This window comes from Thioalkalivibrio sulfidiphilus HL-EbGr7 (assembly GCF_000021985.1).
In the GTDB taxonomy this organism is placed as follows: domain Bacteria; phylum Pseudomonadota; class Gammaproteobacteria; order Ectothiorhodospirales; family Ectothiorhodospiraceae; genus Thioalkalivibrio_A; species Thioalkalivibrio_A sulfidiphilus.
In genome coordinates, this window is the sequence record NC_011901.1 from 1,770,693 (window position 1) to 1,784,038 (window position 13,346).

Below are 13,346 nucleotides of genomic sequence, written 5' to 3' on the forward strand. Positions count from 1 at the left end.
GAGAGACAGGATCAGTATAGAGAGATGACCTCATCCAGAGGAAATAGTGCATGAACCGAGTGCAAAGGGGCAGACATGTGGTGTTTCGGGACAGACGAATGGCCCCCTTGGCCGTATCAATTCCTGCCGATTGTCTTGTAGCATGCACATGTATTGCACAAGTTGTGTACAAATAATAACCCGCTCAAGCAACGACACAAATCCCCGGAGTCGCCATGAACAACCTACCCATTGGCATTCGTCTCACCATCGGGTTCGGCCTGCTGGTCCTCCTGATGGTCGCCCTGGCACTGGGCGCTTGGCTGCAGTACAGCGCGGTGCGCGCTTCGGTGGCGCTGAATCAGCACACTTACACCGTGATCCTGGATGCCGAGCAGATGCTCATGGGACTGGTGAACATGGAAACCGGCCAGCGCGGTTACCTGCTCTCTGGTGATGAAGAAAAACTCGCTGTCTATCGAGAAGGCCAGGAGGAGTTCAGCCAGGAACTCGCCACCCTGCGCCGCCTGACTGCGGACAACCGTGCACAGCAGGCTCGACTCGATGCTGTCGCACAGCGCTACGACACCTGGGTCCGGCAGCACCTGGAGCCGGCCATTGAATTGCGCAGGGCCAATCCGGAGATCAGCGGTGCACTGATGCGGCAACTGTCGGACATGACCGACGCTGCCCGAAACTACATGGATACCCTGCGAGAGATCATTCACGAGATCGAGTATGAAGAACACAGACTACTTGAACAGCGCTCCGCAGGCCTGGAGCGCAACGACAGCATGCTCCAGGGAATCCTGCTGTTCGGTACCCTGCTGGGCATCCTGCTCGCCGTTCTGGCCGCCTGGTTCATCACCCGCAGCGTGGTCGTACCCGTGCGACAGGCGGTCGGACTGGCGGAGAGGCTCTCCGAAGGGGATCTGACAGCACAGGTCAACTCGATCAGCCGTGATGAAACCGGACAGTTGCTGACCGCCCTTGACCGGACCACCCAGCGCCTGCGAGAGATGATCGGCAACATCGGCAGCAGCGCCTCCCAGTTGGCCGCGGCCACCGAGCAGATGTCCGCGGTCTCTCAACAGACCCGGGCCGGCGCCAACCGGCAGCAGGGGGAAACGGCGCTGGTGGCTACAGCCATCACCCAGATGAGCAGTTCCGTCCAGGAGATCTCCCGCAACACCCAGAGCGCCAGTGATTCCGCAGGCGCCGCCAATCGGCGCGCCGACGATGGCCGCCGGGCCATGGACGAGAATACCCGGGGCATGGAAGTCCTGGCCGAAGAACTGCTCAATGCCAGCCGCGTGATCGAGGACGTGAACGGTCAGAGCGAATCCATCGGCACCGTCCTCGACGTGATCCGGGGCATCGCCGAGCAGACCAACCTGCTGGCGCTCAACGCCGCCATCGAGGCCGCCCGCGCCGGGGAACACGGCCGCGGTTTTGCCGTGGTCGCCGACGAGGTGCGCAGCCTGGCCAATCGCACCCAGGATTCCGTCGGTGAGATCGAGTCCATGATTGACAAGCTGCAGAAGGGTGCCCGGGAAGCCGTGAACATGATGGGCCGCAGTGGCGAGAGTGCCGCCCAGAACCTGGAGCGCACTCGCAACACGCAGCGCTTGCTGGAGGAGATCGTCGCCGCGGTGCAGACCATCAGTGACATGACCACCCAGGTCGCCAGCGCGGTTGAGGAGCAGACCGTGGTGGCCGATGACATCAACCGCAACGCCGTGAGCATCAAGCAGGTGGCCGACGAGACCGCAGATGCCATCAGCCAGGTCGACGCCGCCAGCCTGGAACTGTCCCGCCTGGCCGCATCGCTCACCGGCATGGTCTCCCGGTTCAGACTGCAGGCTGCCTAGCCCGCATATCTCACCGGTCGGACACCGCCGGGCGCTCAATAGGCTGAAACATAAGTGGAATACATTGAAATGGTCGGCAACCTCAGCATGACAGTCTGTTCCCGCCGGTGTCCTATCGCGGTGAGATATGCGGGCTAGCGACGGCCGACTGGATTAGCATGGGTCCATGGAAGGACCGATACACGCCCCTCTACGACACTTCACCGCGAGCGACGGCCTTCGCCTGGGCTACCGCGCACACCGCTGCGGGCTTCCCGAGGCACCGGCCCTGGTCACCCTGCATGGTCTGGCCAGCAACGGCACCCGCTTCAGCGAGTTCTGCGCCCACAGCCGCCTGCGTGATACCTGGGATCTCTACCAGCCGGACCTGCGTGGCCATGGCGCCTCCATGACCCGCAAGGCCTTTAGTCGATGGCTCTGGTGCCAGGACCAGATCAGCCTGCTGGACAGGGAAGGGCACGGACAGGCGGTGTTCATGGGCCACAGCCTGGGAGCCCAGGTGGCCATGGAACTGGCGGTACGGCATCCGGACCGGGTGCGGGCGCTGATCCTCATCGACCCGGTGTTCCCCGAGGCACTGCGCGGCGTGCTGGCTGTCGTGCGCCGTCTCAACCTTCTCAACTGTCTGCTCGTCCCGCCCGTCAGGCTGATCGGCCGGATCTTCGCGGCCAGTCGCCGTTTCCCCTACCGGGACCTGCATGCCCTGGATGCACAGGCACGTCAGAGGCTGGAAGAGGGAGAACTACAGGATATCGTGCGCCTGTACATGAGCCCACGGGCCGATCTGCGGTTTCTGCCCCTGGCCAACTATCTCCAGGACCTGCGCGAGGTGGTCCGGCCCTTGCCTGGGCCCGAACTGATCAGGCAACCAGTGCTGGTGCTGCAATCCGGGGAATCCGGCATCAGCGACCCGCAGATCACCACTCGCCAGATCCAGCTGTTTCCCCATGCTGAATGCGTACACATCGACGCAGATCACTGGCTGCTCACGGAACAACCCGACCAAGCACGGGATGTCATCGATCAATGGTGCCTTGCAAGGCTCATATAGGAACTAAAGTAAATTCCTACTGCGCCAATAAGTAATTGACCCTGTAAGCACAACAACAAATCACGACGGAGCTCCTGACAAAATGAAAGGCATAAGACTCACAATCAGAATGCGACTTTATCTCATGATCACCCTGGCGCTGCTGTTCATGGTCATCGTTGGCGTCATGGGGCTGCGCGGCATGTCCCAGGCCGATGAAGGCCTGCGCACCGTCTACGAGGACCGGCTTGTTCCCACGGGTCAGATCTCGGGGATCATTGAAAGTCTCATGGACAACCGCATTCAGCTCGTCACCGTGCTTCGCGACCCCACTCCCGCGAACATCCAGGCACGTACGCGAACCATCGAAGAAAACATTGCAGACATAGATCGCACCTGGAATGCCTTCATGGAAACCTACCTCACGCCCCGTGAACGGGAGCTCGCCGATGCATTCATTCGAGAGGAGCAGGCCTTCGTCTACCAGGGCCTCACTCCCGCCATCCAGGCCCTGCGCAATGGCAATCTGACAGAGGCGTCTCGTTTGCTGGAAACCGAGGTCGAACCCCGCTATCGCAACTTCAGAGCAGTGGCCCAGGACCTGCTGAACCTGCAGCTGGAGGTCGCCGACCAGGTCTACAAGGATGCCGTTGCCCATTACATCTGGACCCGCAACCTGACCATCGCGCTCCTGATCGCTGCGGTGCTGGTTTCACTGTTTGTCTCGTATTTCGTGGTCCGACGCATTACCGGCGTTGTCACGGACCTGGAGGCGGCCAGCGCAAGCATGGCCAATGGTGATCTGACTGTCACCGTGCTGGAAATCGGCGACGACGAGTTGACCCGCGTCACTCGGTCTTTCAACCACATGGCAAGAGGTTTTCGCGATATCATCGGCCAGGTCACCGGGGCTGCGACTCAGCTCGCAGCGGCCTCCGAGGAACTTTCCGCGGTCACGACCCAGACGACCCAGGGCGTGAAGGAACAGCAGAGCCAGACCGACCAGGTCGCCACGGCCATGAACGAAATGACCACCTCCGTGCACGAAGTCGCGCGCAGCGCCTCCGAGGCCTCCCAATCCGCCGCACGGGCGAACGAGGAATCCACGGAAGGCAAGCAGGTGGTGGCCAAGGCCATCGACTCCATCGAGGGTCTGAGCAATGAGGTGAACAAGGCCGCCGAGGTCATCCGGCAACTGGAGGACGACAGTGAAAAGATCGGTGCCGTGCTGGATGTGATCCAGGGGATCGCCGAGCAGACCAACCTACTGGCGCTCAACGCCGCCATCGAGGCCGCCCGGGCCGGAGAACAGGGCCGTGGATTCGCCGTGGTCGCGGACGAGGTACGCACCCTCGCCAGCCGGACGCAGCAGTCCACTCAGGAGATCGAGCAGATGATCGAACGCCTGCAGAAAGGTGCCAGGACAGCGGTAACCGTGATGCAGGAGGGCAGCAAGCAGGCCAATGAAACCACCGGGCTTGCAGCCGACGCCGCGGAATCCCTCGAGGTGATCATCCGTGCCGTCGGATCCATCAACGACATGAATGCCCAGATCGCGAGCGCTGCCGAAGAACAGGGCGCCGTGGTTGAGGAAATCAACCGTAACGTGGTCAAGATCAACGAGGGTGTTCAGGACGTGGCCGCAGGTTCCGATCAGACCGCGACCGCCACGGAGGAACTGGCCCGCCTGGCCTCCGAACTGCGGGAGACCGTGCAACGTTTTCGCATTGCCTGATCAAAGGCTTGAATGTGTGCTCGTGATCATGGGTCTCCAACCATGGCCACGAGCACACATCATCCGCAACCCTCGTTTGCAGGAGTCGCAGGAGACGAGTCCCCTGCACTCGGTGTTTTACACACCATTTGTATGGACAAGGTGTGTTTCGAACGCAAGGACACTCACACCCCCTTGAAATAACAGAACTTTCGAACGCAGTGCACCCATGCCTTTCATCAATCCTTCGATACCCCCCATCTGGCGGACATTGTTGACCCGTAGCTCGCGATCTAAACTGTCAACACTTGCCTGACCCGCAAGCGCGGTGTCCTGAGCCTGGACACTTCAAACCTCCATCTCGGGCCGACAACAAGTGATAAAACGCCTGGCCGAGCTGATTTTTGCCAAAGACAAGCGCCCCAGTCTCGCCCTGGTGCGGCGCAGTGCGCTGCTGACCCTGGTCCTGCTCTGCATCTATGCGGCCGTGAGCCTCTACTACCTCACCGCCCTGCAGTCCGCCATGACCCAGGTCTCCGAGGTCCACAACCGCAAGGTGGAACTGATCCACCGCATGTCCAACGTCGTCCAGGCCCGCTCCCTGCAGCTCTACAGCGCGGCCTTCAAGAACGACCCCTGGTTCCGGGACGAACGCTTCATGGAATTCCGCGCCGTGGCGGTCGAGTTCATCGATTTGCGCGACCGGCTCATTGCCCTGGGCCTGGAACCCAGGGAACAGGCCCTGCTGGACGACGCCCTGGACATCATTCGCATCACCGCACCGCTGCAGGAGGACATCATGCAGCGCATCCTGGGAGGAGAAGAAGGCCCGGAGCTCTGGTCGGCCATCGTCGACCAGGATCTGCCCCTGGAGATGGCCCTGCTGAACATCTTTCAGCGCCTGGCGCAGACCGTGCAGGACAACGCCTACGCCGCGCAGCTTGATTCCGAGGCCAGTTACCACACGGCCCTGCGTGTGATCGCCGTGGTCACGCTGCTGATCATCATCTCGGTGCTCGCCGGCGCCCTGCGTGTGCTGGTGCGCCTGAGAAGCATCGAGAACTCCCTCAACGAGGAGAAGGAACTGGCGATCGGCACCCTGAACAACATCGCCGATGGCGTGATCGTGACCGACTCCCAGGGGTTCATCCTGTCCATGAACCGGGCCGCCGGCCACATGACCGGTCTTGCACCGGAGCGCGCCCTGGGTGAATCCATCGACGAGGTCTACCGACTGAGCCGTCCGAGCGGCGACCCCTGCATGCCCCCCGGGGTGTTTGCAACCCTGCTGTCGGGCGTGGCCACCCGCGCCCACCGCTACCAGACACTGGAAGACCGCCAGGGTGTCCTGCACTACGTGGAGGAGACCGTTTCGCCCATCTTCGACGAGAACGACCAGCGCGTGCGGGTGAGCTTCATCTTCCGCGACGTGAGCGCGGACCTTGCGCACATGGAACAGATGACCTGGGACGCCCAGCACGATCACCTCACCGGGGCACTCAACCGCCGCGCCTTCGAGGTGGAACTGCAGCGCGCCTGCCTGGATACCAGGCAGGGCAGGGCATGCACTCTCATCTATCTGGACCTGGATGACTTCAAACACCTCAACGACACCCACGGGCACCACGCCGGCGATGCCTTCCTGGTGGCCCTGGTGAGGACCATGTCCAGCTGCATCCGCCGTCACGACAGCCTGGCTCGCCTGGGTGGAGACGAGTTTGCCATCCTGCTCAATGATTGCGATTTGAACAATGCCCAACAGATCGTCGACAATCTCGCCCGTTCGATTAGTGAGCTGACCTTCACCTTCGAGGGTCGCGCACTCAAGGGGGCTGGCGCCAGCATCGGCGTGCATGCCATCACATCCCGTGACACGGACCCGGAGACCGTCATGCGGCGCGTCGATGAGGCCTGTTACGTGGCCAAGCGTCGCGGCAAAAACCAGGTCTGCATCGTGGCCTGAGGGCCGCGCTCAATCCAAACCCTTAATCCTGATGATGGACGCCTTCAGTCTCAACGAGATCCTCGTGGTCGTGACCGTGGTGCTGGGCGCCGCGCTGATCCACGGGGTGTTCGGGCTGGGCTTTCCCATGGTCGCCACGCCGCTGCTGGCCCTGGTCACCGACGTGCAGACCGCCATCCTCATGACCCTGGGGCCGAACATCGCCGTCAATGTCTGGAGCATGCTGCGGGGCGGCAATCTGGGCGAGAGCCTGGGCCGTTTCTGGCACGTGGCGGCCTGGATGCTCCTCGGCTCCGTGCTGGGCACCCTGTTGCTGATCCTGCTGGATCCCAACCCGTTCCGCCTGCTGCTGGCCCTGACTATCGTGCTGTACCTGCTCAGCGACCAGATCAAGCGCATCGATTTCAGCATCATCCAGCGCCACCCCAAAGGCAGCGGCCGCGTGGCCGGACTGGCCGGAGGCCTGATGGGGGGAACGGTGAATGTGGGCGGGCCGGCCCTGATGATCTACTTTCTGGAACTGCGGGTCGCGCCGCTCGTCGTGGTACAGGCAACCAACCTGGCCTTCCTCGTCGGCAAGAGCGCCCAGACCGCCACCTTCACCGCCTTCGGCATGATCAGCCCCGGACTTGTGCTGCTGTCCCTACCGCTGGCGATCCTGGCCCTGGTGGGATTGCGCACCGGCATGGCCATCCGCGACCGGTTCTCCGCCGATGCCTACCGGGGATGGCTGAGAGGTGTACTGTGGATACTGAGCGGCTTGCTGGTGGTGCAGTTCTTTCGGGAACTGTTTTGAAGTTCGAAGGGCGAATTGGGAAGTGAGCATTGAGAAATCAAAAATGAATAAAACTGCGCACACGGAGGTGGCTGCATGAAGGTGTTGTGGTGGCTGATGCCTGTCGTCCTGGTACTCGGGGCCGCGTTCACCCTGAGCCGCTGGCCCGTCATCAACGACGTGCGCACCGGGGAGACACCGGAGTACCCCGACATCCAGCCCCAGTACCTGCCTGCCCCACCGGAACAGGTCTACGAGGCAGCGCTGAACGCCGTGCGGGGTTTCGGCTGGGAGATCCTGGAGAAGGACCCGGCCACGGGCCGCATCGAGGCGGTGGCCACCACCCGGTTCCTGCGCTTCAAGGACGACATCAGCATCCGGATCCAGGCGGCGGAGCAGGGCGGCAGCCGGGTGGAAATGCGCTCCCGCTCCCGGGTGGGCCGGGGTGACCTCGGCACCAACGCCCGGCGCATCCGGGCCTTCCAGGAAGCACTGCAAAAGTTAGAAGGGTGAATTGGGAAGTGCGAAGTTTGAGATCTTCACTTCCAACTTCCCAATCCCCACTTCTCACTTCTTTTCCCACTTCCCAATTCCCACTTCACCCTTATTCCTGTATAGTGCCCCCCATCGAACGCCCCGCCCGTCAGCGTCCGTTCATCCGATTTCCTACCCCCTGATTTCGTCTTCCTCGATGGGCGCCCCTCCGGTACGGAGCGGCTGGTTGCCGTTGGAGTTTTTCCATGTCTTCTGTTTCCAAGTTTGCCGACCTCGGGTTGGCCGATCCCCTTTTGCGTGCCCTGGAAGAGACCGGCTATGAATCGCCGACTCCGATCCAGGCCCAGGCCATCCCCGAAGTGCTCAAGGGCCGCGACCTGCGCGCCGCCGCCCAGACCGGCACCGGCAAGACCGCCGGCTTCACCCTGCCCATCCTGCAGCTGCTGTCCCACCGCCCCGCCCTCAAGAGCGGGCCGGGCCGACCCCGCTGCCTGGTGCTGACCCCCACCCGTGAGCTGGCCGCCCAGGTGCACGAGTCCGTGGAGACCTACGGCAAGTACCTGACCCTGCGCTCCCTGGTGATGTTCGGCGGCGTGAACATCAATCCACAGATCCGCGCCCTGCGCGGCCAGGTGGACATCATCGTGGCCACCCCTGGCCGCCTGCTGGATCACGCGGGCCAGAAGACCGTGGACCTCTCCGGCGTGGAGATCCTGGTCCTGGACGAGGCCGATCGCATGCTGGACATGGGCTTCATCCACGACATCCGCCGCATCATGAAACTGCTGCCGGCCAGGCGTCAGAACCTGCTGTTCTCCGCCACCTTCTCCGATGAGATGCGTGCCCTGGCGGACGGCATTTTGACCAACCCGGCCAGCGTGGAAGTGGCCGCGCGCAACACCACCGCCGAGCGCGTGCAGCAGCAGGTGCACCTGGTGGAAAGCCACGCCAAGCGGGATCTGCTCAGCCACCTGATCAAGCAGAACCAGTGGCAGCAGGTGCTGGTGTTCACCCGCACCAAGCACGGCGCCAACCGCCTGGCTGAGAAGCTGTCCAAGGACGGCATCCCGGCGGCCGCCATCCACGGCAACAAGAGTCAGGCGGCCCGCACCAAGGCCCTGGACCAGTTCAAGAACGGCCGTATCCCGGTGCTGGTGGCCACCGACATCGCCGCCCGTGGCCTGGACATCGACCAGCTGCCCCAGGTGGTGAACTTCGAGTTGCCCAACGTGCCCGAGGACTACGTGCACCGCATCGGCCGCACCGGGCGTGCCGGTGCCGCCGGCGCTGCCCTGTCCCTGGTGGACCGGGAGGAGATGCGCCTGCTGACCAGCATCGAACGGCTGATCCGCCGTCCCATCGAGCGCATCCAGACGGAAGGCTTCGTGGCACCGCCGAAATCCGCCAACGACGCCGACGGCAATCGCCCGCCCCGTGGTGGTCGTCCCGGTGGTGGACGCCCAGGCAACGGTGCCCGCCAGGGCGCACCCCGTGGCGGTCGTCCCGGTGGCGCACCTGCTGGTGCCCGCCGTCAGGGTGCCGGGGGGCGGGGCCGTGGCGGCAACGGTGCCCGCAGCGGCAACCGCTAGGTGTCCCGGCGCCCGGGCTGGTGGCCCGGGCGCAAAAGCCTTACAGTCATAAAACCGGCGGCCCGCGCGAATGCGCGGGCCGTTGTGCATTTGCAGTGCCTGCAGGAGAACATCGACATGACACAGCAACCGAGCATCACCCTGTCCTCCCTGGATCTGGATCGTCTCGAGCATCTGCTCGACAGCCTGCCCAGAGAGGCCCTGGCCAACCACCGCCAGCTGCTGGCCGAGCTGGAGCGTGCCAACGTGGTTGAACCGTCGCAGGTTCCGCCCACCCTGGTGACCATGAACTCCAGGGTGCGTTTCCGCGTGGAGCCGGAAGGGCGCGAATTCCAGCGCACCCTGGTCTACCCCTCGGGCATGGACGGCGACGAGGAGAAGATCTCCGTACTGGCTCCCATCGGCAGCGCCCTGCTGGGCCTGTCCGTGGGCGACAGCATCGCCTGGCCCACCCCCAAGGGCGGCGAAATGAACGTGCGCATCATGGAGATCCTCTACCAGCCGGAGGCGGCGGGAGAGATGCATCGCTGAAAATACTTGCCGCGGAGACGCGCAGGCGAAGAGATTCAAACAGGACGCATCGGACAGTGCCTGAATGATGTATGGTTGATGTCTCTGCGCCTGCGCATCTGCGCGGCAACCCATTCCGGATTCCATGCACATGCAAAAGCACGTCGGCATCCTGATCTTCGAAAACGTGGAGGTGCTGGACTTCACCGGCCCCTACGAGGTGTTCGTCACCACGCGCCTGGATGAGACGCGTCGGCGCGAGACCGAGTCCCCGTATCGGGTGAGCCTGCTGGCGGCCACCGCTGAGCCGGTCACCTGTTCCGGCGGCATGCGCGTGCTGCCCACGTACACACTGAACGATGCACCCGCCCTGGACATCCTGGTGGTGCCGGGAGGCTGGGGCGTGCGCGCCTTGCTGGAGGATGCAGCCCTGCAGGCCTGGCTCAGGGACAGGGCAGGGCAGGTGAGCACGCTTGCCTCGGTGTGCACCGGCTCCCTGCTGTTGGCCTCAGCCGGCCTACTGGACGGACGGGACGCCACCACCCACTGGCGTTCCCTGCCCTTCATGAAAGAACATTTCCCACGGGTCCGCGTGCACGAGGACCTGCACGTGGTGCAGGATGGTGACCTCATCAGTTCCGCCGGCATCTCCGCGGGCATGGACCTGGCACTGCACCTGGTGGCGCGGGATCATGGCGTGGAGGTGGCCGCCAACGCCGCGCGCAACATGGAATACCCCTGGCCCACGGACAACACGCGAAGGGTGACACTCTGATGCCTCACATGACACGCCGCCGCTTCCTGCTCACCCTGCTGCTGGCGGTACCCGCCGGCCAGACCCAGGCCAACTGGTGGGAGAGGGCACAAGACCTGCTGCGTGGCGTGACCGGCGGCAGCACCACCACCTCGGGTCTGACCCAGGCCGAGATCATCGACGGCCTGCGCGAGGCGCTGCGCATCGGTACCGACAACGTGGTCAGCCGGTTGGGCGCGCCCGGCGGCTTTCTCAACGACCCCCGGATACGCATCCCGCTGCCCTATGGCCTGAACCGGGCCCAGGAACAGCTGTCCCGTGTCGGCCTGAGTGGCATGCTGGACGATCTCGAGGTCCGCATGAACCGCGCCGCCGAGGCGGCCACGCCCCGGGCCAGGGCGCTGTTCGTCAACGCCATCCGCGACATGAGCATCCAGGACGCCCAGTCCATCCTGAACGGCCCGGACGATGCCGCCACCCGCTATTTCGAGTCCCGCATGCGCGAGCCCCTGGGCACGGAGATGCGCCCCATCGTGGACGAGACCCTCTCGGATGCCGGCGCCGTGCGCGTGCACGATGACCTGATGCGCCGCTACCGCAGCATCCCGTTCCTGCCCGAGGTGGACACGGACCTGAGCGGCCACGTGGTCGACCGCGCCCTGGACGGCGTGTTCCATTACCTGGCCGTGGAAGAGGCCGCCATCCGCCAGGACCCGGCCCGGCGCACCACGGAATTGCTCAGGAAGGTGTTTGGAAGCGGCGGATAAGGCATAAGGAGGGAGTGTGGCCCGACTCAAGGGAACACCGTCTCACGTCGTAGGTCGGCCTTCAGGCCGACGCCGCTGCCCATCGAAGCCTCCGCTGTCGGCCTGAAGGCCGACCTACGCCTGGCACGCCTATCTCCTGTCGCTTCTCTCCTCACGATCAAACTTCCAATACGGCGGATCCCCGAAACTCGCCGCCAGGTGTTCCGTCAACGCCCTGACCTTGGCGGTCAGGTGCCGGTTCTGGGGGAACACCGCATACACGCCCACCTCCGGCAGGCTCCCGTCCAGTTCCACCACCACCAGCCGCCCGTCCGCCAGGGCCTGCCAGACGATGAAGTCCGGGATCACCGCCAGGCCCAGGCCGGCGATGGCGGCATCGCGCATGGCATCGCCGTTGTTCACCTGCAGGGCCGTGGCGAAATGACCGGTGACGGTACCGTCTGCACGCCTGAAGCGCAGCTGGTCGTTGGGATGCACGTTCGAGTAGAGGATCCCCCGGTGCTCTGACAGCGCCTCCACGTGCTTCGGTCTGCCGTGTTCAGCCAGGTAAGCAGGGCTGGCAACCAGCAGGCTGCAGCTCGAGACCAGGCGCCGGGCCACCAGGGTCGAATCCGGTAGCTGACCGATGCGAATGGCCATGTCGTAGCCTTCCCCCACCAGGTCCACCATGCGGTCGTTCAGGTCCAGGTCCAGCTGGATGCCGGGGTGTTCACGCAGGAAGGGGTAGAGGGCAGGGCCCAGGTGCAGCAGGCCGAAACTCATGGGCGCGGCCACCCGCAGCGGGCCGCGCAACTCGTGGCCCTCCTCGGCGATGCGCGACACCGCCTCGTCCAGCTCCCCCAGCATCCGGGCGCTGAAGCGGTGAAACATCTCCCCCTGCTCGGTGAGCGAAAGCCGGCGCGAGGAGCGCTGGATCAGCCGCGCACCCACCGAATCTTCCAGTTCCGAGAGCCGATGACTCACCACCGACTTGGCCACGCCCAGGCGCCGGGCAGCGGCGGTGATGGAGCCGGCCTCGACGATGGCCACAAAGGTGCGAATACCTTCCAGTTTCATGGTTTTGTACCAATTAACAGAACACTGGTTTCGATTCTTAATCCTTATTTCAGAAAATCGCAACAAATAAACTGGCCACGTTCCCATATCCCATCGTTCCGGAGGAGCGTCCATGAACACCAAAGTGCTGATCCTGTATTACTCCACCTGGGGCCACGTGGAGCAGATGGCCCAGGCCGTGGCCGAGGGCGTGCGCGAAGTGCAGGGCGCCGAGGCCGTCATCAAGCGGGTCCCGGAGCTGATGCCCGAGGACGTGGCCAAGGGCGCCGGCGCCAAGCTGGACCAGGCCGCGCCCATCGCCACCCCCGCCGAACTGGCCGACTACGACGCCATCATCATCGGCACCCCCACCCGCTACGGCCGCATGGCCGCACAGATGGCCAACTTTCTCGACCAGACCGGCCAGCTGTGGTTCCAGGACAAGCTGGTGGGCAAGGTGGGCAGCGTGTTTGCCTCCACGGCCAGCCAACACGGCGGCCAGGAAACCACGCTGATCTCCACCATCGTCAACCTCATGCATCTGGGCATGACCATCGTGGGTCTGCCCTACAGCGAGAAGCGCCAGCTGACCCTGGATGAGGTGGCGGGCGGTTCCCCCTACGGCGCCACCACCCTGGCCGCCGGCGACGGCAGCCGCCAGCCCTCCGAGATCGAGCTGGCCATGGCCCGATCCCAGGGTCGCCACGTGGCGGAGACCGCCGTGGCGCAGAAGCTGGGCAAGGCACAGATGAAGTGAGAAGGGAGAACTGGGAAGTGAGAAGTACCCATTCTCACTTCCCAATTCACACTTCGCACTTCCATTCCCACATCCAAATTCCTACCTCCCACTTCCTGCTAGACTGT

General features: G+C 63.9%; 12 protein-coding genes. 11 read left to right on the top strand and 1 reads right to left on the bottom strand.

From position 1 onward, the window contains the following. The first annotated feature begins 215 nt into the window (after positions 1-215). From TGR7_RS08385 to TGR7_RS08430, 10 genes are all read left to right on the top strand, one after another. On the top strand, positions 216-1,850 hold the full coding sequence (locus TGR7_RS08385) for a methyl-accepting chemotaxis protein (RefSeq protein ID WP_012638238.1): 1,635 nt from the start codon (positions 216-218) through the stop codon (positions 1,848-1,850). A gap of 166 nt (positions 1,851-2,016) precedes the next feature. Beyond that, positions 2,017-2,901, top strand: coding sequence for an alpha/beta fold hydrolase (locus tag TGR7_RS08390; protein ID WP_012638239.1), 885 nt, complete (start codon positions 2,017-2,019; stop codon positions 2,899-2,901). 82 nt (positions 2,902-2,983) lie between these two features. Continuing rightward, positions 2,984-4,615: a methyl-accepting chemotaxis protein gene (locus tag TGR7_RS08395; RefSeq protein ID WP_012638240.1), complete on the top strand. Its 1,632-nt coding sequence runs from the start codon at positions 2,984-2,986 to the stop codon at positions 4,613-4,615. Positions 4,616-4,970: 355 nt separating this feature from the next. After that, positions 4,971-6,557, top strand: a complete 1,587-nt coding sequence (locus tag TGR7_RS08400; protein ID WP_012638241.1) for a diguanylate cyclase domain-containing protein — start codon at positions 4,971-4,973, stop codon at positions 6,555-6,557. A 31-nt stretch (positions 6,558-6,588) separates the two neighbouring features. Beyond that, positions 6,589-7,353, top strand: coding sequence for a sulfite exporter TauE/SafE family protein (locus tag TGR7_RS08405; protein ID WP_012638242.1), 765 nt, complete (start codon positions 6,589-6,591; stop codon positions 7,351-7,353). Between the two features lie 75 nt (positions 7,354-7,428). Further along, complete coding sequence (locus TGR7_RS08410) at positions 7,429-7,845, top strand: DUF1499 domain-containing protein (protein ID WP_012638243.1); 417 nt, start codon at positions 7,429-7,431, stop codon at positions 7,843-7,845. Positions 7,846-8,072: 227 nt separating this feature from the next. After that, complete coding sequence (locus tag TGR7_RS08415; RefSeq protein WP_012638244.1) at positions 8,073-9,416, top strand: DEAD/DEAH box helicase; 1,344 nt, start codon at positions 8,073-8,075, stop codon at positions 9,414-9,416. Positions 9,417-9,533: 117 nt separating this feature from the next. Continuing rightward, on the top strand, positions 9,534-9,947 hold the full coding sequence (gene rnk, locus TGR7_RS08420) for a nucleoside diphosphate kinase regulator (protein ID WP_012638245.1): 414 nt from the start codon (positions 9,534-9,536) through the stop codon (positions 9,945-9,947). A gap of 130 nt (positions 9,948-10,077) precedes the next feature. Then, on the top strand, positions 10,078-10,701 hold the full coding sequence (locus tag TGR7_RS08425; RefSeq protein WP_012638246.1) for a DJ-1/PfpI family protein: 624 nt from the start codon (positions 10,078-10,080) through the stop codon (positions 10,699-10,701). A gap of 8 nt (positions 10,702-10,709) precedes the next feature. Beyond that, positions 10,710-11,447: a DUF4197 domain-containing protein gene (locus tag TGR7_RS08430; protein ID WP_245522964.1), complete on the top strand. Its 738-nt coding sequence runs from the start codon at positions 10,710-10,712 to the stop codon at positions 11,445-11,447. 129 nt (positions 11,448-11,576) lie between these two features. Here the strand turns inward: TGR7_RS08430 and TGR7_RS08435 are convergent, their stop codons facing one another. Then, the gene (locus tag TGR7_RS08435) at positions 11,577-12,503 is read right to left on the bottom strand and encodes a LysR family transcriptional regulator (protein WP_012638248.1); all 927 of its coding nucleotides are present in this window, start codon (positions 12,501-12,503) and stop codon (positions 11,577-11,579) included. 112 nt (positions 12,504-12,615) lie between these two features. Here TGR7_RS08435 and wrbA point away from each other — a divergent pair, with 112 nt between their 5' ends. After that, positions 12,616-13,239: an NAD(P)H:quinone oxidoreductase gene (wrbA, locus tag TGR7_RS08440; RefSeq protein WP_012638249.1), complete on the top strand. Its 624-nt coding sequence runs from the start codon at positions 12,616-12,618 to the stop codon at positions 13,237-13,239. Positions 13,240-13,346 lie beyond the last annotated feature (107 nt).